We start from the raw sequence: 21,934 nt of genomic DNA, 5'->3' as shown, positions 1-21,934 counted from the left end.
CCAGTGACGCCGCTTCCCCCCGGATCGACCATCGGCATTCTGGGCGGGGGACAGCTCGGCCGGATGCTGGCGGCCGCCGCCGCGCGTCTGGGCTTCGACGTGGCGGTGCTCGATCCTGAACCGGACTGCCCGGCCTCCCGCGTCTGCGCCCGTCACCTTCTCGCCGACTATGACGACCCTGCCGCCCTTGAGGCTCTGGCGGGTGTCTGCAGCGTGGTGACCGTAGAGTTCGAGAACGTCCCGGCCAGTGCGCTGGAGATCCTCCTCGCCCGCGGAGCCCGCGTGGCGCCGGGTCCGCGGGCCCTGTCCACGGCCCAGGACCGGGTGGAGGAAAAGACCTTCCTCAACGCGGCGGGGGCGCCCACCGTGGACTTCCGGCCGGCCTCTACGGAACAGGAAGCGGCTGACGCCGCCGCCGCCCTGGGGGGACGGGTGCTCATCAAGACCCGGCGCGATGGCTACGACGGCAAGGGCCAGGCCTGGGCGGCCTCGGCCCAGGACGCCGCCGGCGTGTTTAGGTCCCTCGGCTCACGCCCGGTCATCGTCGAGGCGCCTGCGGCCTTCCGGCGGGAGCTCTCCATCATCGCGGCCCGGAGCTGGGATGGCGCCATGGCGGCGTTTCCCCTGGCGGAGAACCGTCATCAGGATGGGATTCTGCGCCGGTCTTCAGCGCCGGCCCGGGTGGAGCCCGCCCGCGCCCGGGAGGCTGAGGATATCTCTCGCAAGGTCCTCGCAGCCTTGGATTACGTGGGGGTGATCGGGATCGAGCTCTTTGAGCTGCAGGACGGCGGCCTCCTGGTCAACGAGATCGCACCCCGGGTGCACAACAGCGGTCACTGGACCCAGGACGGGACCACGGTCGACCAGTTCGAGCAGCACATCAGGGCCATCGCCGGCTGGCCCCTCGGCGCCATCGACGCCCGGGCGCGGGTCGAGATGGAGAACCTGCTCGGCGAAGACGTCCTGCAATGGCCAGCCATCGTGGCGGAGCCGAACGCCCGCCTTCACCTCTATGGCAAGCGCGAAGCGAGGGCCGGCCGCAAGATGGGGCATGTGAACCGGGTGTTTCCGCTCAAGGTATGAAGCGTCAGGCCAGGGGAGGAATTCCCTGCAGTGCCTCTTCCAGTTCCGAGAAGGTCGGCTGGGTCAGGGTGGGAACATTGCCGCGCCCGATCTCAACCGAAATCTGGGCGGCGTTGCCATGAAGGTGGGCGACCAGAACCGACTGTATGATCTTGTAGAAGGCGGACTCCTCTTCGACGATGGCGTTCAGTCGGACCGCGAAGGGGCCGATCAGCCCATAGGCGAGAAACACGCCGAGGAAGGTGCCGACGAGGGCGCTGCCGATCATGCCCCCAAGCACGGCCGGCGGCTCGGTGATCGAGGCCATGGTCTTGATGACTCCGAGAACGGCGGCGACGATCCCCAGGGCGGGAAGGGCGTCCGCCATGTTCTGGAGGGCGTGGGCCGGGCCCAGCGCTTCATGGTGGTGCTTTTCGAGCTGCTTCTCCATCGCATCCTCCACCTGGTGGGGATCTTCCAGGTTCATGGTCATCATCCGCAGGGTGTCGCAGATGAAGTCGACCGCGAAGTGATCCTTCAAGATCTTGGGGAAGCGGTTGAAGAGGGTGGAGTCCTTTGGATTCTCGATGTGGGTTTCAAGGGCGATCACCCCCTTGGCCTTCATGGTTTTCGTCAGCAGGAACAGCAGGGACAGGAGATCCTTGTAGTCCGACGCCTTCCACTTCGGCCCGGAGAAAATCTTGCCCATGCCCGAGGCGACGCCCTTGATCACGGTCGGCGAGTTGCCGATCAGAAGGGCTGCGATGCCGGCGCCGAAGATGGTCGCCAGCTCGAAGGGGGCCGCGGCGATCACCACGTCCATCCTGCCGCCATGAACGATGTAGACGCCGAAGACGCAGACGAAGAGCAGGACGATGCCGATGATCTGGAACATGTGAACGGCGTCCGGTGGAATCTTCTCCCTGCTTAATGCCGGAATGCTTAACGTCCGGTGATCATGATCCGGGGTGGCGCCGGATACGACGCAGACCTATCAGGTTCCCATGTCCAGCGACTCCCCTTCCGCCTCCAGCAGTCCGAGCGGCCTCCCGCGGTCCACCTTCGCCATCATCTTCGCGGTCTCGATGGTCACGGCCATGGGCAATACCGGCATGATCTCAGTGCTGCCCGCCATCGGTCGCTCCATCGGCATGCCCGACCCCATGGTGGCCGCAGTCTTCTCCCTCTCCGCCCTCCTCTGGGCCTTCTCTTCGCCTCTCTGGGCGCGCCTGTCGGACCGATATGGTCGCAAACCGCTGATGATGGTCGGGCTGGCGGGCTTCATGGTCTCCATGGCCTTCTGCGCAGCTGTGGTTGCGGCCGGGCTTCACCACCTCGCCGCGCCCGTCGTGATCTTCATCCTGTTCCTGCTGGCGCGGGCCCTGTTCGGCCTGTTCGGCGCGGCTTCGAACCCGGCGACCCAAGCCTATGTCGCCGAGCATACCCCCGAGGAGCAGCGGACTAAGTCCATGTCGGGTCTGGCCGGCGCCTTCAGCCTGGGCACGGTGATCGGCCCTTTCATCGCTCCCCTCTTCGTCCTGCCCTTTCTGGGCCTCGCGGGGCCCATGGCCTGCTTCTCGCTGATGGCTGGCGTCATGCTTGTGATCGTCTGGCGGCGGCTTCCGGAGAGCCGCTACCGTCCCCCTCCGCCACCCGCAGGAAGCCCTTCCCTCGGAGAGACTCCGTCAGGTCCCCCGATGTGGCGGGATCCGCGGATCTCCCCCTTTCTCATCTACGGCTTCATCGTTGCTGTCAGCCAGACGGCCCAGGGACAGACTCTGGGCTTCCTGATCATTGACAGGCTGGCCGTCTCACCCACCGCGGCTCAGGGGTTCATAGCCATCGCCATGATGTTCGGCGCCATGGCGGGCCTGCTCGCTCAATGGGGTCTGATCCCCAGATTCGAGATGACGCCCCGCCAGCTCCTCAGATGGGGTGTGGCGGTGGCCGCCTTGGGAAACGTCATCGTCGCCGCCGCCCCCGATTACTGGGGGGTCGTGGCCGGCTACGCCATTTCGAGTCTGGGCTTTGGACTGGCGCGTCCGGGCTTCACAGTCGGCGCGTCCCTGGCCGTGCGGATGGAGGAGCAGGCCCGGGCCGCCGGCGCAATTGCCGCGGTGAACGGGATCAATGTTGTCCTCGCCCCGGCCTTTGTCGTCCTCTACCAGCACGTCCAGTCAGCGCCCTTCCTGCTCAACGCCGTGCTGATGGTCGCCATGCTGGTCTACGCTTACAGCAACCCCCAGCTCAAGGCCGCCAATCCCCGTCCGGCGAAGGTCGAGAATCCGGACGGGGGTCTTGTCTGACTGTCATTTCAAACCGGGTGGTTCACCCCGCGCGACGATCGCCCGGCGGACGACGGCCTGCGACGTCGAAGCGACCAGGCGCCGTGACGCCGGGGTTGCGGTCTTCGCTTCCTCGGCGGCGCTCGTGACGGATCAGGAGCGGCCACAGTGTTTACGGTTAGAGACTCTCGGCCAGAAGCCGGTTCGTGGCGGTCTCGATCCGCTCTTCAAGCAGGCGCATGAACTCGGCCCGCTTCAGGCCAGGTGGGATGGGTTCCAGGAATTCATAGACGATCAGGCCGGGACGCCGCAGGAATCCGCGTGCGGGCCAGTGGACACCGGCGTTGGTGGCCACCGGATGCACCGCGACGCCAAGCTCGCGGTAGAGACCGGCCACGCCGGGTTTGTAGTCGGGCGGGGCGCCGGGGGTCTTTCGTGTTCCCTCCGGAAAGATCACGAGCTGGCGGTCGCCCAGCCGGAATTGCTCCTGGGCGCGGCGCACCATGTCTCTCAAGGCCGTTGCCTGGCCATCCCGATCGACGACGATCGAGCCGATTCTCAAGGCGATCCAGCCGAAGATCGGGATGATCATCAGCTCCTTCTTCAGCACGAACAGCGCGCCCTTCAGCACGCCGAACTGAACGAAGACGTCGAACATGGTCTGGTGCTTGGAGGCGATCAGGACGTCCGCAGACGGTACGTGCTCCTTTCCCCGGATCTCCACCCGGATCCTGCAGATGACCCAAAGCAGGATGTTCACCGAGCGGCTCCAGAACCGCATGCCGGCCAGAAGCCAGCTCCGCGGAGCGGCGAGCACCGGGATCAGGGCGATCGCGTAAACTGCAGACCAGACATAAAAGACGATTGCAAAGAGGAAGGAACGAAAAAGGATCAAGGCGACTCCTTGCGCGGGGCGTCGCCCGCAGGTTTCAGGCTGCGGATTGTCTCTCGGGCCAGGACGGCCATGTACTTCGAGTACTCAAGGATCATCAATCGGGCGCCGCTGCGGGTCTCGCGCCAGCGCCTTGCGTCCAGCGCCGGGGTCGCGGCGGCGTAGGACCTCAGCTCCAGGTCTGGCAGCGCCGTCTTCAACTCCAGCATCGCCCGGGGCATATGAAAGTCCGCCGTCACGATGATCAGGCTCCGGAACCGCATGGCGCGGGCCCATTCCGCTGTTTCCCTGGCGTTTCCCAGAGTGTCGGCGGCGGTGAAACCCAGGTCCACGCAGCAGTCGTAGAGCCGCCGCGCAGCCTTGCTGACAAGGCGGATATCCTCGCGGCTCGCCTCGCGGTTGACGCCCGAGACCAGGAGCCGGCGGGCCAGGCCCGCCTCCAGGACCGCCATGCCTGCGTCAAGCCGGGCGTTCGAGCCCGGACCCGTGAGCACCACCACGCCATCCGCCGCCTCCGGGAGCGGCGCGGGAGTCAGTCGGCTCAACCGGTCGGCGAAGGCGAAGAGGCCCGCGGTCCAGATCAGCCCGATCACGAGGAGGCCAGCCAGGATCCTCAAGGGTCCAACTCCTGAATCCGGCGCGCCGCGATGGCCAGGGCGCAGACGATGGCGATCAGGCTCGCCGAAGCGACAAGGGCGACCAACCGCCACGCGAGGGCGATGAGGTCCGCGGCTGAGATTCCGGAGGTGATCAGGCCGGACAGGGCCCCCAGGCCGGCCGCCCCCAGACCGCCGACCAGCGCTCCCGCCGCCAGGTCCCGGGCGGCGGGCCCCACCCCGGACAGGAGGCAGGCCAGGGGCGTATCGCCCAGTTGAACCCGGGTCCGGAGCGCGGCTCGCCTCAGGGTGAAATCCTGGTCTGCTGCGAGGGCGCCTATGGCCGCCAGTCCAGAGGCGCATAGCATAAGGGCCGCGAGCAGTCCGACGGCGGCGCTATGCCGGAAGTCCGCCGCCGTTCGCCGCCAGCCCTGGTGGTCGTCCACCACGGCGTCGATGCCTGCGGCGTTCAGCGCCTCGGCGAGGTCCTGCCGCCGGGCGGGGTTCCGGGCCTCCAGCTCCACAGCGATGAGGCGGGGAAGGCTCGCAAGGTCCGGGCCGCGGGCCCCTGCCGTCCAGGGCGCGAGCAGCGCCGCCACCCGGGCCGGTTCAAGGGCTCGCGCCTCTGAGACGCCCTCCGTACCCGCCAATATCTCGGTGGCGCGCACGGTCTCGGGGTCGGCGCTGGCGGGCTCGGAAGACCGGATGGCCACCGTCATCTCCCCCGCCAGCCGCACCCGCCAGCCCTCGGTGCGGTCAAGCGCCGCCAGCCCGGCCTGACCGACGAGCCCGGCGAGGGCGGTGAAGGCGGCGGCGATCACCAAGACGGCCAGACGGAGTCCGCGGCGCCGGATCATGTCCCGGCCTCCGGCAATATGCGGCCCCCGACCAGCGCCAGGCGCCTCCGCGCCGGTGCAAGGTCCGGGTTTCGGCTCGCCATCACCAGGGTTACCCCCTGGCGGTTCAGTTGCAGGAGGAGGCGAAGCACCCGGCCTGCAGCCTCCGGGCCCATCCAGCCCACAGGCTCATCGGCCAGGATGACCTCTGGCCGGCCAGCCACAGCCCGCGCCACCGCCAGGCGCTGCCGCTGGTCATGGTCGAGATCCTCCGGGAAGGCGCCGGCCTTGTCGCCGAGTCCCATCCAGTCGAGCAACTCGGCCACGTCTCTGCGATAGGTGTCCGGCCGGATGCCGGCGATCCGCATCGGCAGGCCGGCGTTCTCGGCGACGGTCATGCCCTCGATCAGGTTGAGGTCCTGGAAGACCAGTCCCATCCGTCGCCTCAACCTCGCCCGGCCTGCCGCCGCCAGACGCCAGGGATTCAGGCCAAGAATCTCGATGCGGCCAGCCGCAGGCCTGACGTTCAGTCCGGCCAGGCTCATGAGGAGGCTCTTCCCTGCCCCGGCCTCACCATGCACCAGAAGGAAATCGCCTTGGGCGACCTCGAGGTCCACCCCCTCCAGTCCGCTCGTCCCGGCGCGGCGCGGCGCGGCCACCCCGCTGAGACGCAGAGCTGAGGTGGTCCCTTGGGAAAGGTCGGGGTCGGACAACGGATCCATGCAGGGTGATATGAAGTCTGAGGGGAACACTGTAGCACATGCTGACCGGACTCGTGCATACCGAGGCCGCCTGTCGCCGGGACGTCCCCTCAGGCTGTCATCTGTTAACCTTGCTGATATATGTGTTTCGCACTCAGCTCCGAAGAGGGGCGAAGAACGACGGCCCGGCCCGCTGAAGCATGATCCTGACCTGCCCGAACTGCACTGCACGATACGCTGTGAAGGCGAATTCGATTCCGGCCGAGGGGCGGAACGTGCGCTGCGTTTCGTGCAACCACAAGTGGATCGCCTACCCCGAAGACAGTCAGGTCGAGCCGTCTCGGGGGGCCTCGGCTGGCCCACCCCCACCCCCACCCCCACCCCCGCCGCCACCGCCCCCACCGCCCCCGCCACCGCCTGAGCCGCCCCCGGCTGACCCTCCGGAGGTCGTAGAGGCCTTCCCTGATGTGGAACCGGTGATCCCACCAGTCGCTCAGAAGGCGGGCGGGCGTGGCCCGCCGCCGCATCTGATCTGGGCGGGCCTCGTCGCCTTCCTGGCCCTTCTTGCCCTGGGGGGCGCCCTCTTCCGGAGCCAGATTGTCCAGCTCTGGCCCAAGACGGCGGCCCTCTATGCAGCGACTGGCATGTCGGTAAACGGGGTCGGTCTGGCGATCGAACAGGTGCGCCTTACCCCCGCTGTACAGAACGGGCAGGCGGTGCTGGGGATTTCCGGACGAATCCGTAATGAGCGCGATAATGCGACCCCCGCTGCGCCGCTCCAGATCACTCTCGTCGACTCCAGCGGCGCGCCCCTGTCCCGACTGGTGTCCCGGCCCGTGGATGTCCTGCCGGCCCTGGAGAACCGCTACTTCTCGGTCATCGTGAAGAACCCGCCTCCGGGGGTGGCGAGCGCCGCCCTGGCCTTTGTTTCCCAGACCCCCCCGCCCGCCAAGGGGCCGGGTCGGAAGCCGCACGCCGCAGCCCCGGACCATGACTGAGGCCGCGGGGCCGGAGCCATTATTGTCGGAGTCCCAGGTCGCCGATGCGGTCGACGGCCTCGCCGTCCGGCTGGCGCCGCGCCTGGCGCCCGACGCCGTCGTGGTCTGCCTTCTGACGGGCGGGCTCTGGTTCGCGGCCGACCTGACCCGCGCCCTGGCGCGAAGGGGGCGTCCCCTGGCCTTTGATGCGATCTGGCTCACCGCCTACGGCGACCGGACCCGGCATTCAGGAACCACCACGGTCCTGGCGGGCCTGCGGCGTCCGGTCACAGGGCGTCAGGTCCTTGTCGTCGATGACGTTCTGGAGTCTGGCCTGTCCCTTGAAGCGGCCCGGAGGCTCCTGCTGGCGGCGGGCGCGTCCGAGGTCCTCACCGCCGTCTTCGCCCTAAAGCCCTCTCCCCGGTCGGACCGGCGCCCGCCCGACGCCTTCGCCTGGACCGCGCCGGACCGATTCCTGGTGGGATATGGCATGGACGCCGCCGGCGCCTACCGGACCCTGCCCTGGATCGGCGCCCTTCCGGGGGCTTAGTCCAGCCAGGCCGGGCGGGATTCCCGCGCCAGCATCTCTTCGTAGGTCGGCCTTGGCCGGACCACCGCCCAGTCCGCGCCCCGGACCAGAACCTCCGGGACCAGCAGGCGGCTGTTGTACTCGCTGGACATGGAGGCGCCGTAGGCGCCCGCGCTCATGAAGGCCACAAGGTCGCCCGCCTCAAGGGGCGGGAGCATCCGGTCGCGGGTAAAGGTGTCTCCCGTCTCGCAGACCGGGCCCACCACGTCGGCGATGGCCGCTGCGCCGGGCCGGGGCCGGACCGGCCGGATGTCATGATAGGCGTCGTACATGGCCGGTCGGATCAGGTCGTTCATGGCCGCATCCAGCACCACGAAGCGGCGACCCTCAGGGCGCTCGTGGATGTGGAGCACCCGGGCCAGCAGGATCCCGGCGTTGGCGGCGATCACCCGGCCCGGCTCGAAGGCCAGGCCGATCTCCAGCCCGGCCATCACACGGGCGATCATGGCGGCGTAGGCGGCGGGTGCGGGCGGCTCGGGCTGGTTGAAGTAGGGGACCCCGAGGCCGCCGCCGAGGTCGAGGCGATGGACGGCCAGGCCGCGGGCGCGTAGCCGCTCCACCAGCTCCCGCATCCGCAAGAAAGCGGCCTCCATCGGCTCCAGCCGGCTGATCTGGCTGCCGATGTGGCAGGTCAGGCCGATGGGATACAGCCAGGGATCACTGGCGGCCTCGGCATAGAGCCTCTCGGCTTCCGAGAGGGAGACCCCGAACTTGTTGTCGGCGGCGCCTGTCGTAATCTTGGCATGACCGCCGGCCGCCACATCCGGGTTGACCCGGAAGGCGATCCGCGCGGGTCGTCCGAGCCCCTGCGCGACCTGGGCGATCAGCCGCATCTCGGGTTCGGATTCGACGTTGATCTCCGAGATGCCGGTTTCCAGGGCGAAGCGGATCTCGCCGGCCTGCTTTCCGACGCCCGAGAAGACGATCCGTTCCGGGGGGACGCCGGCGGCGAGGGCCCTGCGGATCTCGCCCTCAGACACCGTATCGGCGCCGGCCCCCAGCCGCGCCAGGGTGGCGAGGACCGCCAGGTTGGAGTTGGCCTTCACCGCGTAGGCGATCAGGGGCGGTCCGCCCGCGTCGTCCCTGAGGCCCGCGTCGGACAGGGCCGTCTGGAGGACGGTGAAGTGCCGTTCCAGGGTGGCTGAGGAATAGACATAGACCGGGGTGCCAACCGCCTCGGCGACCTTCAAAAGCGGGACGTCCTCGCAGAACATCTCGCCGTCCCGGAGCTCGAAATGGTTCATCGCCTGGGCGGGTCCTCGTCCTTGGGCGCCGCCGCAGGGGCGACCAGGGGCGGAAGGGGCTCGGCGTTGCGGTCCCGCGGGTCGGCGGTGCGCAGGGTGCGGCCGGGCTCGGAGCCGGCGTCGATATCGCGGGCCTCGCCGGGTCGGGCCTCGGGGCGTTCCAGGCGGCCCAGCGTTCCGCAGGCTGAGACTGTGGGCAGGGTCAGGATCAGTCCCACCAGGAGAAGGGGTCGTGTCTTCATGAAAGGCGCTCCCGCCAGCGGGCGGCTTGCAGGCGGACCTGATCGGGCGCTGTGCCGCCGAAGCTGCGCCGGCTGCCGGCCGAGGCGGCCGGAGTCAGGACGTCGAAGACCGCCGGGGTGATCCCCTGGCACAGGGCCTGGAGCTCGGCGAGAGGCAGGCCGGGAAGGTCGACCCCCAGGGCCTCTGCCCGCTTCACGGCGGCGCCGGTCACGTGGTGGGCGTCCCGGAAAGGCATGTCCAGGGTCCGGACCAGCCAGTCGGCAAGGTCCGTGGCGGTGGAGAAGCCGGCGCCTGCGGCGGCGGCCATCCGCTCCGCGGAGGGCTCAAGGTCGAGGATCATCCCGGTCATGGCCGCGAGGGACAGCTCCAGGGCGTCGAAGGCCTCGAAGGTCGGGACCTTGTCCTCCTGCATGTCCTTCGAATAGGCGAGCGGCAGGCCCTTCATGACCAGGGTCAGCTGGGTGAAGGACCCCATCAGCCGGCCGATCTTGGCCCGGACCAGCTCGGCGGCGTCGGGATTGCGCTTCTGCGGCATGATGGACGAGCCGGTGGAGAAGGCGTCGGACAGGCGCACGAAGCCGAACTGGGGCGTCGTCCAGATCACCAGCTCCTCCGCAAGGCGCGACAGGTGCACGCCGCACAGGGTGGCGGCGGCCAGGGCCTCAAGGGCGAAGTCGCGGTCCGAGACGCTGTCCAGCGAGTTGGCCGTCGGCCGGTCGAAGCCCAGGGCCCGGGCAGTGGCCTCCCGGTCGATCGGGAAGGGCGAACCTGCCAGAGCGGCGGCGCCCAGGGGGCACTCGTTCATCCGGCTGCGGGCGTCGGCGAAGCGCCCGGCGTCGCGGCCGAACATCTCCACATAGGCCATCAGGTGGTGTCCGAAGGTCACCGGCTGGGCGGGCTGGAGGTGGGTGAAGCCCGGCATCAGCGTCTCGGCGTGCTGCTCGGCCCGGTCCAGCAGGGCGGCCTGGAGGCGCTTCAGCTGGTCGACCGTCCGGTCGCAGGCGTCCCGCACCCACAGGCGGAAATCCACGGCCACCTGGTCGTTCCGGCTGCGGGCGGTGTGCAGTCGTCCCGCCGCCGGCCCGATGAGCTCGCGCAGCCGGGCCTCCACATTCATGTGGATGTCCTCGAACTCTTCCCGGAAGGGGAAGGTTCCGTCCCGGATCTCCGCGGCGATGGTTTCCAGCCCCGATTGGATGGCCGCCTCGTCCTCACTTGTAATCACGCCCTGCATGCGCAACATCGCCGCGTGGGCGCGGGAGCCGGCCAGATCCTGGTCGGCGAGCCGCCTGTCGAACCCGATGGAGACGTTGATCGCCTGCATCAGGTCGGCCGGACGGGTCGCGAACCGGCCGCCCCACATGGCCTGTCCTCCCTCGGAGGCGGCGTTCGGATCTTCTGCGGAGTCTGCGGTCATCATGAGCCAGGATAAGGAAGCCGGATCTCCCAGGATCAGCTTGCTGAAGCTTGCTCTCTGGGGCGCCGCCCTGGTCGGCGCCGCCGGGGTTCTCTACATCATCGCCCAATCTTCCATAACCCCCCGGGCGAAAGGGGGGCTTGACGACCTGACGCGGGGCGAGATGTCCCGCCTGATCCTGCCTGCGGAGGCCATGCCGGCCCCGGTCAACAGCTTTCAGGACGCCTCGGGCGATCCCGTTCGGATCGGCGACTTCCGCGGCAAGGTGGTGGTGGTGAATCTCTGGGCCACCTGGTGCGCCCCCTGCATCCTCGAAATGCCCACCCTGGCCCGCCTCGCAGAGGCCCGGAAGGATCGCGACGTCGTCGTGCTCGCGGTCTCCATCGATCGCGAGAAGGATGGCGAGAAGGCCCGGGCCTTTATCGCCAAGAACGGCCCGCTCGAATTCTACTGGGACCCCAAGGCGAGTCTTCCCTTCGCCCTGAAACCGCCCACAGCGGCCATGCCGACCACCCTGATCTACGGTCGCGACGGCGTCGAGCGCGCGCGGATGCTGGGCGAGGCGGACTGGGGCGGCAAGGACGCTCTTGCCGTGATCGACCGTCTCCTCGAAGAGGAATAACAAGAGTCCGGCCGCCGAACGGCCGCGGGAGGAACCGCCGATGACTTCGCAGGAAGACCGCACGCCGGTGCTGATCGGGGTGGGACAGGCGGCCGAAAGGCCGACGGATCCGGACTATCAGGCCCTCTCTCCGGCCGATCTCGCCGGAGCGGCCGCCCGGGCGGCCCTGGCCGACGCCGGCGCGTCCGGAGACCTCGCCGCCGCCCTGGACGTCATCGCCGCCATCCGCCAGTTCGAGATCTCCTCGCCCGGCGCCAGGCCGCCCTTCGGCGCCTCCAACAACTTCCCCCGTTCGGTGGCGAAGCGGATCGGCGCCGACCCGGCCCGCGCCATCCTCGAGATCACAGGGGGCCAGGGTCCCCAGCGCCTGGTCGGCGAGTTCTGCGAGGCCATCTCCCGCGGCGAGGCCAGGGCGGTCCTGCTTGTCGGCTCCGAGGCCATGTCCACCGTCCTGACCCTCAACGCGAAGGGTCAGACCCCCGACTGGTCCGAGACCGTCGAGGGCTCCCTGGAGGACCGCGGCTACGGCCTTGAGGGCATGTTCACGCCCTCGATCCTCAAGCACAGGATCACCGGCGCCATTCCCGCCTACGCCCTGTTCGAGAACGCCCGCCGGGCGCGGCTGGGCCTCGACCGGCCCACCTACGCCCGCAGGATGGGCGAGCTCTTCGCCCCCTTCACCCGGGTGGCCGCCGCCAATCCCTACTCGGCCTCGCCCGTGGAGAAGACGGCGGAGGAACTGGTCGCGGTCAGCGACAAGAACCGCATCGTCGCCGATCCCTTCACCCGCATGCTGGTGGCCCGGGACCAGGTGAACCAGGCCGCCGCCGTCATCCTGACCTCGGTGAGCGTTGCGCGCGCCCTCGGCGTGCCCGAGAGCAAGTTCGTCTACCTGCACGGCCAGGGCGACTCCAACGAGCTGACCATCATGGAGCGGCCCGACCTGTCGGCCAGCCCCTCCGCCATCGCCGCCGGCCGCAAGGCGCTTGAGCTCGCCGGCAGGACCGTCGACGACATGGCCGTCTTCGACTTCTACTCCTGCTTCCCCATCGCCGTGTTCAACATGATCGACGGCCTGGGCATCGCCCCGGACGACCCGCGCGGCCTGACCCTGACCGGCGGCCTGCCCTATTTCGGCGGGGCGGGGAACAACTACTCCATGCACGCCATCGCCGAGGCCGTCGCCGCCCTGCGCGCCCGCCCCGGGGCCTTCGGCTTCATCGGCGCCAACGGCGGCATGCTCTCCAAGTATTCTGCAGGGGTCTATTCCACGACTCCCGCCGACTGGAGCCGGCCCGAGGACCGTAGGGCCAGGATCCCCTACGACCCGGTCCCCGGACTGGAGGTCGACACGGCGACCGGCGAGGCGACGGTGGAGACCTACACCACCACCACCACCCGCTCGGGTCCCGTGATCGTGGTCATCGCCCGCCTGCCGGACGGCCGCCGCGTCGCCGCCAACCAAGCCTCGGAGGCCGCCTTCGCAGAGCTGGCCGCCCGCGAGCCCATCGGCCGCCGGGTCCGGCTGGAGACCGACGCCGAGGGCTTCAACCGCTTCACCTTCACCGACTGACGGCGTCGATCTCGGACAGGCGCGCCCGGCTCCAGACGCTGGCGGGGCGTTCGGCGAGGCGCTCCTCGACCAGGACCCGGGCGAAGCCCGCCTGGCCGCTGCGCAGGGCCGCGACCAGCAGGGTCCTCTGCCAGGCGTCGCGCTGGGCGTGGCTGCCGCCGAACACGGACAGATGCCCCCGCACTGGCGCCAGCCAGGCCACGCTGGCCGCGAAGTCCCCTTCCGCGAAGGCCAGCACGCCCCGGGCCGCCGACAGCCCCGCCGCCCGCAGGGCCTGGGCGTTGGTCGCCGCCGGGTCCGGGCTTGCCGCCGCCTCCGCCATCCGGTCCACGAGCGTCCGGGCCCGCTCCAGCCGTCCGGCGCCGCAGTGGGCGAGGACAGCGTGCAGGTCGTTGAAGGCGTACCAGGCGCCCTCGTCGCGCAGGGCCCATTCGTCCGAGAGCCGGTCCCAGCGCCCGCCCGCCTCCACCCCGTCCAGCTTCAGCCGCCAGAGCAGCCCCGCCGAGTCGATCAGGGTCATGGCCAGGGGATCGGGTCCGCCGTCCCAGACCGCCGCGTCGTGCAGGGCCAGGGCCCGTTCGGCCCCGTCGGTCTCCAGGGCGAAGAGGGCCGCGTGCCAGGAGGTGTGGACCTTCAGGAAGTGGTCGTGGCCCCAGTCCTCCCGGCGAGCCTCCAGCAGGTCGAGCCCTGCCTGCGAGCGACCCTGCATCTCCAGGGCGTGAACCAGGGCGTGCTGGGCCCAGACGTCGTCCGGAGCCGCCTCCAGGGCCCTATGCGCCGCCGCTTCCGCCGCCGGATAGTCCCCCAGTTCCTCCAGCCCGAAGGCCTGCATGCCCGACACGTAGGGATAGGCCGGATCGGCCGGGTCCCAGGCCTCCAGGGCCTTCGCCGGACGGCTGCGCAGCCGCGCCGCATCGCCCAGGAAGAAGTCCAGCTGGTGGCCGGCGTTCAGGGCGATCGGGTCGCAGGGCCAGGCCTCGAGCAGGTCGTCCAGCCGCCGGCTCGCCCCCGCCCAGTCCCCCGCCGCCCAGGCCCGGATCACCGCAAGGTGCGCCGCCTCCCGGGCGTCCGCCGGGATGATCCCGCCCATCCGCGCCACGCCCGCCGCCCCGGGTCCGCGTTCCGAGGACATCAGGCCGAGATAGGCGCCCAGCATCCGCCCCAGGGCGCAGTCCGGGTCCGACGCCGCGGTCTTGAGGTAGCCCATGGCCTCCGGACGCATGGCGTAGAGGGCCGCCACGGCCTCGCCCAGGGCCTCGACCGACCGGGGGTCGCCCCGGGTCTCCAGTCCGAACCGGTCCTTCATGTGCGGGTCCCCCTCAAGTCCTGATCTTGCCACGCGCCGCGCGGCGGTCCAGAGCTTGCCGCACCGCCCCTCAAGGGAACGCCATGCCCGCAGGCCCCGCCTTCTCGGAACAGACCCGCGCCGCCGCCGAAGCCCTCATCGCTCAGTACGGTGAGGACGCCGAGGTGATCGCCATGCTGAGGGCCGCGGAGTTCGCCGCCATGGGCGACCGCAAGGGCCTGGCCGACTGGGACGACATCATCGCCTGCGTCGCCGCCCTCCAGGCCGGGGGGACGGGCGGCGCAACCCTCAACTGAGGCAGGCGCCCTCCCGGCTCAGTTCCCGTAGCGGAAGATCGGATCGTCCAGGTCGATCTTCGGCAGTTCGTCCTTTTCGCGCCAGTAGTCCTGGGTATGGCGCCATTCCGGCTTGTTCCCCGCCCTGGGCAGGAGGTGGCCGCCGCGCTGCAGATAGCCGGGGTTGAAGTCCTCCGGGTCCATCCAGGGGCCCAGCGGCATGTCCTTGTCCTCGGGCCGCAGTTCGACCGTCACCCGCTTCACGCCCCTTGTCTTCATGTGCTTCAGCAGACGGCAGACGAAGTCGCCCAGCAGGTCCACCCGCAGGGTCCAGCTGGCGCGGAAATAGCCGAACACCCAGACCAGGTTCGGCACGCCGGTGAACATCATGCCGCGGTAGGTCACGGTCTTCGACATATCGACCGGCTTGCCGTCGACGGTCATCGCGATGTCGCCCAGGACGCTGAGGTGGAAGCCCGTGGCGGTCACCACGACATCGGCCTCGATCACCTTGCCGGACTTCAGCTTCACGCCCTCCGGCACGAACCGGTCGATCTCGTCGGTCACCACGCTGGCGTGGCCGTCGATCACCGCCTTGAAGAGGTCGCCGTCGGGGACGAAGGCGATCCGCTGGCTCCAGGGGCGGTATTTGGGCGTGAAGTGCTCCTTCACCGCCTCGTCGCCGAGGAAGGCGCGGACGCCGGCCAACAGCTCATCCCGTACGGCCTCCGGCTCCTCGAAGGAGCGCCGGGTGAACTCGCCGCCGTCGAACAGGATCTTCCGGCGGACGATCTCGTGGATCCAGGTCTCGTCGATCTCCAGCTGGCGCAGGATGTCGGCCAGCTCGTTGGCGTTGCGGCCCGGGATGAAATAGGTCGGAGAGCGCTGCAGCATGGTCACGTGCGCGCACTTGCCGGCGATGGCCGGCGCCAGGGTCGCCGCTGTCGCGCCGGACCCGATCAGCAGCACCCTCTTGCCGGTGAGGTCGAGGTCCTGGGGCCAGTTCTGCGGATGCACGATCCGGCCGGAATAGTCCTCCATCCCTTCCCATTCGGGGGTGTAGCCGACGTCGTGGCGATAGTAGCCCTGGCACATCCACAGGAAGTTGCAGGTGAAGGTGACCGTCTCGTTCGTGTCGAGCCGCAGGGCTTCCACCGTCCAGGTGTTGTCCAGGCTGGACCAGGCGGTCTTCAGAATCTTGTGCCGGTAGCGGATGTGCCGGCCGATGTCGTTCTCCTCGATCACCTCGCCCATGTACTTGAGGATCTCCTCGGCGGAGGCGATCGGGGCGTTGACCCAGGGCTTGAAGCGGTAGCCGAAGGTGTAGAGGTCGCTGTCCGAGCGGATGCCCGGGTACTTGTGGGTGCTCCAGGTGCCGCCGAAGGTCTCCTGGGTCTCCAGGATCACATAGCTGAGGTCCGGCGTCTGGGTCTTCAGGTGATAGGCCCCGCCGATCCCGGAAATCCCGGCGCCGACGATCAGGACATCGAAGTGCTCGGTCTTGGTCGCCGCCTCACGGTCCAGGGTTTCGGTTGCGTTCATGGAAGCTCCTCGCCTGCCTGCCGGTCTATCCATCGATCCGGCGCCGCGGTGGCGCCTCCGGATCCCGACCCTCACCGGGGGGTGGGTTCAGGCCCGGACCCGAAGACGCGACAGCACTTTGCGAACCATGACGCACCGCGCTCATTGATCAAGATCAATAAGCCTCACAGCAGCGGGAAGCCGAGAGGGGATCAGCCCCTCAGGCGCGCCCCCGCCGCCTTCTCAGCCGCTGCGACGATCCGGGCCGAGACGGCCTCGATGTCCGCGTCCGTCAGGGTCTGCTCCCGGGGCTGGATGCGCACCTCGACGGCCACGGACTTGAAGCCCTCCGGCACGCCGGGGCCCTGGTAGACGTCGAAGATGCGGGCCTCGGTGATCAGGGCCTTGTCGGAGGCGAGGATCGGCCGGATCAGGTCGCCCGCCGGCGCGCCCTCCGCCAGCAGGAAGGCGAAGTCGCGCGACAACGGCATCAGCGGCGAGGGCTGGAAGGCCGGACGGGTCTTCACCTCCCGGCGCTTGGGCTCGGGCAGGAGGTCAAGGTGAAGCTCGAAGGCCAGGACCGGTCCATCCACGTCCTGCACCTTCAGGACCGCCGGATGGATCTCGCCGAACTCCGCAACCACCGTCTTCGGGCCCAGCTGGAGGCGCGCCGATCGTCCCGGGCTCCACCAGGGCGCGGACTGGCCCTGCACCGTCTGCAGGGGCGGCGCCGACAGTTCCGCCAGCAGGGCCTCGAGGTCCCCCTTCAGGGTGAACAGGGCGTCCTCGCTGCGGCCGTCCCAGCGGCGGGCCGGGTGGGGCGCCAGGACGGCGGCGATGACCGCCGACTGGTCGCCGGGCTGGTCGCCCCGGTAGATGGGTCCGATCTCGAACAGGGCGGCGTCAGGATAGCCCCGCCGGGCGTTGCGTCCGACGGCCTCGATCAGGTTGGGCAGGATGGAGGGCCGCATGCAGTCCAGGTCCGACGCGATCGGGTTGGACAGGACCAGTTCCGGCGCGCCGCCGCCAAACCGCTCGGCGGTCGCTCGCTTCATGAAGCTCCAGGTCACGGCCTCGGCATAGCCGAAGGCGGCCAGGGCCCGGCGTGCGGTCCGCATCCGGGACTGGCGGACGGTCAGCACGCCTCCGGGCGCGGGGCGCGCCGGCGGCAGGGGGGTGGAGGGCAGGGCGCCATAGCCGGCGATCCGCGCCACTTCCTCGACCAGGTCGGCCTTGCCCTCCACGTCCCGTCGCCAGGAGGGCGGGGCCACCGTCTCGCCGTCCAGTCCGAAGCCGAGGGCCGACAGGATGCCGTCGATGCGTTCCCGGGGAATGGACAGGCCGGACAGGGCCTCCACATAGCCGCGGTCGAAGACGAAGGGCGCAGGCCGCGCGGGCGGCTGGCCCGCCAGCACCGCCTCGGAGGCCTCACCGCCGCAGATGTCCAGGATCAGCCGGGTGGCCAGCTCCAGGCCGGGCAGGAGACTTTCCGGGTCCACGCCGCGGGCGAAGCGGTACTGGGCGTCGGAGGCGATGCCGAGGGTCCGCCCGGTCTGGGCGATGCGGATGGGATCGAACCAGGCGCTCTCGACAAAGACATCCGTAGTGGTCTCCGAACAGCCGGTGGAGGCGCCGCCCATCACCCCGCCCAGACCGATGGCGCCCGAGGCGTCGCCGATGACGCAGGTCTCGGGTCCGGCGGCGTAGGTCTTGCCGTCCAGGGCCTCCACGCGCTCGCCCTCGCGGCCCAGCCGGGCCTCGATCCAGCCGCCGGACAGCCTGGCCGCATCGTAGACGTGCAGGGGCCGGGCCCGGTCGAAGGTGATCAGATTGGTGATGTCCACCAGGGCGCTGATCGGCCTCAGGCCGATGGAGATGAGCTTCCTCTGCAGCCAGTCTGGCGAGGGCCCATTGCGGACGCCCCGGATCAGGCGCCCGGCGAAGGCCGGACAGGCGCCGCTGTCGTCCAGCCGGATCTCCACCGGGCAGGGGAAGCCCCCGGCCACGGGGGTGATGGCGGGGGTCCTGAGCCGTCCCAGGCCCGCCGCCGCCAGGTCGCGGGCGACGCCGTCCACCCCCAGCCAGTCCGGGCGGTTCGGGGTCACCTCGAAGTCGATCACGGCCTCCAGGCCGAGGGCGACGGCGGCCGGGGTCCCGACCGCAAGTCCGCCGTCCAGTTCCAGGATTCCGTCCGACTCCTCGGCGGTCTCCAGCTCGGCGGCCGAGCACAGCATGCCGTTGGAGACCACCCCGCGCACCGGCCGGGCCTCCAGCACCAGACCGTTGGCCGGGATGCAGGCGCCGATGGGCGCATAGATGGTTGTCAGGCCGGCGCGGGCGTTGGGCGCTCCGCAGACGATCTCCTTGCGGCCATCGACCGTGTCGACCTGGCAGACCCGGAGCCGGTCGGCGTTGGGGTGCTGGACGGCCTCGACGATGCGCGCGACCGAGAAGGCCGCCAGGCGCGCGCCGGGGTCATCGACGTGCTCGACCTCCAGGCCGGCCATGGTCATGGCCTCGACGACCTCCGCCACCGTGGCGTCGGTCTCGAGGTGCTCGCGGAGCCAGGACAGGGTGAACTTCATCGCGATCCTCCTAGCTCAGGCCCGAGGCGGGATTGGGGGCGGCGAAGGCGGAGAAGCCGTAGTGGGCCAGCCAGCGCCCGTCGGCGGCGAACATGTCGCGCAGGTCGGGCATGCCGTACTTCAGCACCCCCAGCCGATCGACGCCGCAGCCAAAGGCGAAGCCCTGCCAGACGTCGGGATCGAGGCCGCAGTTCCGCAGGACGTTGGGATGCACCATCCCGCAGCCCAGGATCTCCAGCCAGTCCTCGCCCTCGCCGATCCGGACCTCGCCGCCGGAGCGGTCGCACTTCACGTCTATCTCGGCCGAGGGCTCGGTGAAGGGGAAGTGGTGGGGGCGGAAGCGGGTGGTCACCCGGTCGGTCTCGAAGAACCGGGCGAGAAAGGTCTCCAGGGTCCACTTCAGGTGGCCCATGTGAATGCCCTTGTCGATCACCAGGCCCTCGATCTGGTGGAACATGGGCGTGTGCGTCTGGTCGGAATCCTGGCGGAAGGTCCGGCCGGGCACGATGATGCGGATCGGCGGCTCCTGCCCGGCGGCGATCCAGGACGGCAGCTTCTCGTTCGTCCTGTGCATCACCCGCACCTGCACCGGCGAGGTGTGGGTGCGCAGGACCTTCCGCTCGCCGCTGGCGTCCGGCGGCAGGAAGAAGGTGTCGTGCATCTCCCGCGCCGGGTGTTTGGGCGGGAAGTTCAGGGCCGTGAAGTTGTTGAAGTCGGTCTCGATGTCCGGCCCCTCGGCGACGCCGAAGCCCATGTCGGCGAAGACGGCGACCAGCTCGTCCATCACCTGCATGGTCGGGTGCACGCCGCCCCGGCGACGGGGCGGGGCGGGCAGGGACAGGTCCACCCGGTCCGCGGCCAGGCGGGCCTCGAGCTCGGCGGCCTCCAGCTCGGCCTTGCGGGCCTCGATGCGGGCGGCCAGCCGGTCGCGCATCTGGTTGATCTGGGGGCCGAGGACCTTGCGTTCCTCCAGGCTCACCGAGCCCAGGGTGCGGGCCAGCAGGGTGACGTTCCCCGACTTGCCCAGTATGGCGACGCGCGCCTCGTCCAGGGCGGCCAGGTCGGCGGCCCCGTCGATCCGGGCCAGGTTGTTGCTTTCCAGTTCGGCGATGTCGGTCATGAGCCTTGCTCGGCGGCGAAAGGGGCGGGACGTGAGGGCGGAGACGGGAGGGCGCAAGCAAAAAGCCCCCCGGACGCGCCGGGGGGCTTCTGATGGCGGCAGAGCCTTGGGGCTCCGGGCGTCAGGCCAGGGCGGCGCGAACCTTGTCGGCGATGGCCTTGAAGCCGACCGGGTCGTTGCCGGCGATGTCCGCCAGCACCTTGCGGTCCATCTGGACCCCGGCCAGTTCAAGGCCGTGGATAAATCGGGCGTAGGTCATGCCTTCCAGGCGGGCCGCGGCGTTGATCCGCTGGATCCACAGGGACCGGAAGCTGCGCTTGCGCACCTTGCGGTCGCGATAGGCGTACTGGCCGGCCTTGTCGACCGCGGCCTTGGCGGCGCGGATGGTGTTCTTGCGGCGGCCGTAGAAACCGGCGGCCTTCTCAAGAACCTTCTTGTGGCGGGCGTGGGCGGTGACGCCCCTCTTTACACGTGCCATGCGTCAGGTCCTCCGATCAAAGGCCGTAGGGCAGGAAGATACGGATGATCTTGGCGTCTGCCTCGGTCATCACCTTCGTGCCGCGGTTCTGGCGGATGTACTTGGCGTTGTGGCTGATCAGGCGGTGGCGCTTGCCCGCCACCCCGGCCTTGAGCTTGCCGGTGGCGGTGAGCTTGAAGCGCTTCTTCGCCCCCGACTTGGTCTTCAGTTTCGGCATTTCACGTCGGAACCTTCCGGCCCCGTCCTCTGGCGTATTGATGAACCGCCCTGGCATGCCTTTGGCCAGGCGGCTCCGAAGGGGCGGGTGAGTACGCCAAAAGGGTCGCCGGGGCAAGCCCCAGCGGATCCAGCTTTGGGGTTGGACAAGCCGCTCAGGGCAGCGAGAAGCCAATGCGAAGCTTGAGCTGGTCCCGGGTCGCCGCCTCGAATGCGTCTGGCCAAGCGGCGCCCACCTCGGCGGCAAGTCGCCGTGCTCGGGGCAGGAACAGAGCCGCCACGGCCCGATTGCCGGCAAAGGCGCTGTCCCGGTCGGCAGTGACGGCAGGGAGGCCCTCGAGTGCCTGACGCTGTTCGGTGGTCAGGAGCGTGTTGAGATGCAGGGCGCCTCCGCGATCAGCGGTAGAGAGGCGATTCTCCTCAAGCATCAGGTCGATTGTCAGGCGCCGAAGGAGTTCCATGCCAGCCTGCGCCAACAGCCACTCCCCGCGACCCACGGCGACCGGGAAGAGCCCGAGGACCCGCAGGAACTCATTAACGATCTTGAGGATCGTCTCAGGCGACGGCTGATAGGCAAACCGAACCTGCATCGGAGGTCCGGAGGCTCCGCGGTTGAAGATCTGGGTCAGCCGGGCGGCGTCGTACATCTGCAGTTCTGGCGGCTCGACAAAGAGGATGTCAAACCTCTCCCATGTCCGGGTAACGACGTTAAGGACACGGTCGCCGAACAGAAGGTTGACCAGTACGACAGGGACGATCTCGCCAGCCCGCTCGGCATACTCCCGCCCGATCCGGCTTGCCGGTGGATCGCCAACGCGCGCGATGACGTCAACGTCGCTGTAGCCGTCGCCGCCGCCCTGCCCAAGGCTGCCTGAAAGCCAAAGGCCGTCGATCCGGGGATCGTTCCAGAGCGTCTGCTCGATGGCTGCGAGCAAGGCGGACTGCTCAGCAGTTAGCGGCATGGCTCTTCACCGTCAGTTCTTCAGGCTGCTGGTTCATTCCCAGAAGCCAGAACCGACGTCAACCCAGACGCCCCCGACCCTCCAGCCAGTCCATCAGCGCGTGGTCGATCCGGGTCTGCCAGCCGGGGCCCGTGGCCCGGAAATGTTCGAGGATTTCGCGTGAAAGTCGGAGCGTGGTCCGCTGCTTGGTGACCGCCGCTCTCGGGCGCCCGCGGAGCTTTCGCTGCAGGCCTTCGGGAAGGGCCTCGAGCCTGACGGCGGCCTCGGCCACAACGCCCTAATTCCTCCACCTCTTGAGGGGGAGGTGGCCCGCGCAGCGGGCCGGAGGGGGTTTTCTGAGTCGCCGCAGCACCCCCTCACCGCGCTTCGCGCGGAGCTCCCCCTGGGAGGGGGAGCAATTGGCTCCATAATTCCTCCACCTCTTGAGGGGGAGG

Annotated in this window: 23 protein-coding genes and 1 pseudogene; 8 read left to right on the top strand and 16 right to left on the bottom strand. The window is 69.4% G+C overall.

The features are described from left to right. The first annotated feature begins 3 nt into the window (after nt 1–3). Nucleotides 4–1,083 (top strand): 5-(carboxyamino)imidazole ribonucleotide synthase, encoded by a 1,080-nt coding sequence (locus IM632_RS03405; protein ID WP_296479802.1) that lies wholly within the window; start codon nt 4–6, stop codon nt 1,081–1,083. A 4-nt stretch (nt 1,084–1,087) separates the two neighbouring features. On the opposite strand, the gene motA is transcribed toward IM632_RS03405, so the two are convergent. Next, nucleotides 1,088–1,957: a flagellar motor stator protein MotA gene (gene motA / locus IM632_RS03400; protein WP_296479803.1), complete on the bottom strand. Its 870-nt coding sequence runs from the start codon at nt 1,955–1,957 to the stop codon at nt 1,088–1,090. A 109-nt stretch (nt 1,958–2,066) separates the two neighbouring features. Here motA and IM632_RS03395 point away from each other — a divergent pair, with 109 nt between their 5' ends. Next, the gene (locus IM632_RS03395; protein ID WP_296479804.1) at nt 2,067–3,368 is read left to right on the top strand and encodes an MFS transporter; all 1,302 of its coding nucleotides are present in this window, start codon (nt 2,067–2,069) and stop codon (nt 3,366–3,368) included. Between the two features lie 157 nt (nt 3,369–3,525). Here IM632_RS03395 and IM632_RS03390 read toward each other — a convergent pair whose 3' ends face one another. From IM632_RS03390 to IM632_RS03375, 4 genes are read right to left on the bottom strand one after another with little or no spacing between them, the layout of a single operon-like run. After that, a complete protein-coding gene (locus IM632_RS03390; protein WP_296479805.1) occupies nt 3,526–4,242 on the bottom strand; it encodes a lysophospholipid acyltransferase family protein in 717 nt (238 codons plus the stop codon). Then, nucleotides 4,239–4,856, bottom strand: a complete 618-nt coding sequence (locus IM632_RS03385) for a YdcF family protein (protein ID WP_296479806.1) — start codon at nt 4,854–4,856, stop codon at nt 4,239–4,241. The genes IM632_RS03390 and IM632_RS03385 overlap by 4 nt, the downstream gene beginning before the upstream one ends. Continuing rightward, nucleotides 4,853–5,692: a hypothetical protein gene (locus IM632_RS03380; RefSeq protein WP_296479807.1), complete on the bottom strand. Its 840-nt coding sequence runs from the start codon at nt 5,690–5,692 to the stop codon at nt 4,853–4,855. The genes IM632_RS03385 and IM632_RS03380 overlap by 4 nt, the downstream gene beginning before the upstream one ends. Then, on the bottom strand, nt 5,689–6,384 hold the full coding sequence (locus IM632_RS03375) for an ATP-binding cassette domain-containing protein (protein ID WP_296479808.1): 696 nt from the start codon (nt 6,382–6,384) through the stop codon (nt 5,689–5,691). The genes IM632_RS03380 and IM632_RS03375 overlap by 4 nt, the downstream gene beginning before the upstream one ends. Nucleotides 6,385–6,572: 188 nt before the next feature. Here IM632_RS03375 and IM632_RS14475 point away from each other — a divergent pair. The 3 genes and pseudogenes from IM632_RS14475 to IM632_RS03365 all read left to right on the top strand — a co-directional run. Beyond that, nucleotides 6,573–6,671 (top strand): annotated as a pseudogene (locus IM632_RS14475) (MJ0042-type zinc finger domain-containing protein); the annotation flags it as partial. Between the two features lie 177 nt (nt 6,672–6,848). After that, complete coding sequence (locus tag IM632_RS03370) at nt 6,849–7,370, top strand: DUF3426 domain-containing protein (protein ID WP_296499193.1); 522 nt, start codon at nt 6,849–6,851, stop codon at nt 7,368–7,370. Next, a complete protein-coding gene (locus tag IM632_RS03365; RefSeq protein WP_296481593.1) occupies nt 7,363–7,899 on the top strand; it encodes a phosphoribosyltransferase family protein in 537 nt (178 codons plus the stop codon). The genes IM632_RS03370 and IM632_RS03365 overlap by 8 nt, the downstream gene beginning before the upstream one ends. Here IM632_RS03365 and lysA read toward each other — a convergent pair. The 3 genes from lysA to argH are packed head-to-tail and all read right to left on the bottom strand — an operon-like array spanning nt 7,896 to nt 10,842. After that, nucleotides 7,896–9,182, bottom strand: a complete 1,287-nt coding sequence (lysA, locus tag IM632_RS03360) for a diaminopimelate decarboxylase (protein WP_296481596.1) — start codon at nt 9,180–9,182, stop codon at nt 7,896–7,898. The genes IM632_RS03365 and lysA overlap by 4 nt on opposite strands. Then, nucleotides 9,179–9,424: a hypothetical protein gene (locus IM632_RS03355; RefSeq protein WP_296481600.1), complete on the bottom strand. Its 246-nt coding sequence runs from the start codon at nt 9,422–9,424 to the stop codon at nt 9,179–9,181. The genes lysA and IM632_RS03355 overlap by 4 nt, the downstream gene beginning before the upstream one ends. Further along, the gene (gene argH, locus IM632_RS03350; protein ID WP_296481618.1) at nt 9,421–10,842 is read right to left on the bottom strand and encodes an argininosuccinate lyase; all 1,422 of its coding nucleotides are present in this window, start codon (nt 10,840–10,842) and stop codon (nt 9,421–9,423) included. Before argH ends, IM632_RS03355 begins: the two co-directional genes overlap by 4 nt. 1 nt (nt 10,843) lies before the next feature. On the opposite strand from argH, the gene IM632_RS03345 reads away from it, so the two are divergent. Continuing rightward, nucleotides 10,844–11,464 (top strand): TlpA disulfide reductase family protein, encoded by a 621-nt coding sequence (locus IM632_RS03345; RefSeq protein WP_296481605.1) that lies wholly within the window; start codon nt 10,844–10,846, stop codon nt 11,462–11,464. A 40-nt stretch (nt 11,465–11,504) separates the two neighbouring features. Continuing rightward, nucleotides 11,505–13,037: an acetyl-CoA acetyltransferase gene (locus IM632_RS03340; RefSeq protein ID WP_296481608.1), complete on the top strand. Its 1,533-nt coding sequence runs from the start codon at nt 11,505–11,507 to the stop codon at nt 13,035–13,037. On the opposite strand, the gene IM632_RS03335 is transcribed toward IM632_RS03340, so the two are convergent. Further along, nucleotides 13,027–14,343 carry a tetratricopeptide repeat protein gene (locus tag IM632_RS03335; protein WP_296481610.1) on the bottom strand — a complete coding sequence of 439 codons (1,317 nt, stop codon included), beginning with the start codon at nt 14,341–14,343 and terminating at the stop codon, nt 13,027–13,029. The two genes, IM632_RS03340 and IM632_RS03335, sit on opposite strands and share 11 nt — an antisense overlap. Nucleotides 14,344–14,426: 83 nt before the next feature. Between IM632_RS03335 and IM632_RS03330 the strand changes: the two genes are divergently transcribed. Further along, entirely contained in the window at nt 14,427–14,639 is a 213-nt protein-coding gene (locus IM632_RS03330; protein ID WP_296481612.1) for a hypothetical protein, read from the top strand. A gap of 18 nt (nt 14,640–14,657) precedes the next feature. Here IM632_RS03330 and IM632_RS03325 read toward each other — a convergent pair whose 3' ends face one another. The 7 genes from IM632_RS03325 to IM632_RS03295 form a co-directional block, all read right to left on the bottom strand. Then, nucleotides 14,658–16,160, bottom strand: coding sequence for an NAD(P)/FAD-dependent oxidoreductase (locus tag IM632_RS03325; RefSeq protein WP_296481614.1), 1,503 nt, complete (start codon nt 16,158–16,160; stop codon nt 14,658–14,660). 191 nt (nt 16,161–16,351) lie between these two features. Beyond that, nucleotides 16,352–18,724 carry a phenylalanine--tRNA ligase subunit beta gene (gene pheT / locus IM632_RS03320; RefSeq protein WP_296518062.1) on the bottom strand — a complete coding sequence of 791 codons (2,373 nt, stop codon included), beginning with the start codon at nt 18,722–18,724 and terminating at the stop codon, nt 16,352–16,354. A 10-nt stretch (nt 18,725–18,734) separates the two neighbouring features. Then, nucleotides 18,735–19,844, bottom strand: a complete 1,110-nt coding sequence (gene pheS / locus IM632_RS03315; protein WP_296498129.1) for a phenylalanine--tRNA ligase subunit alpha — start codon at nt 19,842–19,844, stop codon at nt 18,735–18,737. A gap of 121 nt (nt 19,845–19,965) precedes the next feature. Continuing rightward, entirely contained in the window at nt 19,966–20,322 is a 357-nt protein-coding gene (rplT, locus tag IM632_RS03310) for a 50S ribosomal protein L20 (RefSeq protein WP_110449248.1), read from the bottom strand. A 16-nt stretch (nt 20,323–20,338) separates the two neighbouring features. After that, entirely contained in the window at nt 20,339–20,539 is a 201-nt protein-coding gene (rpmI, locus tag IM632_RS03305; protein WP_110449249.1) for a 50S ribosomal protein L35, read from the bottom strand. 154 nt (nt 20,540–20,693) lie between these two features. Then, complete coding sequence (locus IM632_RS03300; RefSeq protein ID WP_296480515.1) at nt 20,694–21,500, bottom strand: hypothetical protein; 807 nt, start codon at nt 21,498–21,500, stop codon at nt 20,694–20,696. A gap of 58 nt (nt 21,501–21,558) precedes the next feature. Continuing rightward, nucleotides 21,559–21,771 (bottom strand): BrnA antitoxin family protein, encoded by a 213-nt coding sequence (locus tag IM632_RS03295; RefSeq protein ID WP_296480513.1) that lies wholly within the window; start codon nt 21,769–21,771, stop codon nt 21,559–21,561. Nucleotides 21,772–21,934: the final 163 nt, after the last annotated feature.

Source organism: Phenylobacterium sp., assembly GCF_020402505.1.
In the GTDB taxonomy this organism is placed as follows: Bacteria; Pseudomonadota; Alphaproteobacteria; order Caulobacterales; family Caulobacteraceae; genus Phenylobacterium.
This window is presented reverse-complemented; position numbering and strand designations above follow the sequence as displayed.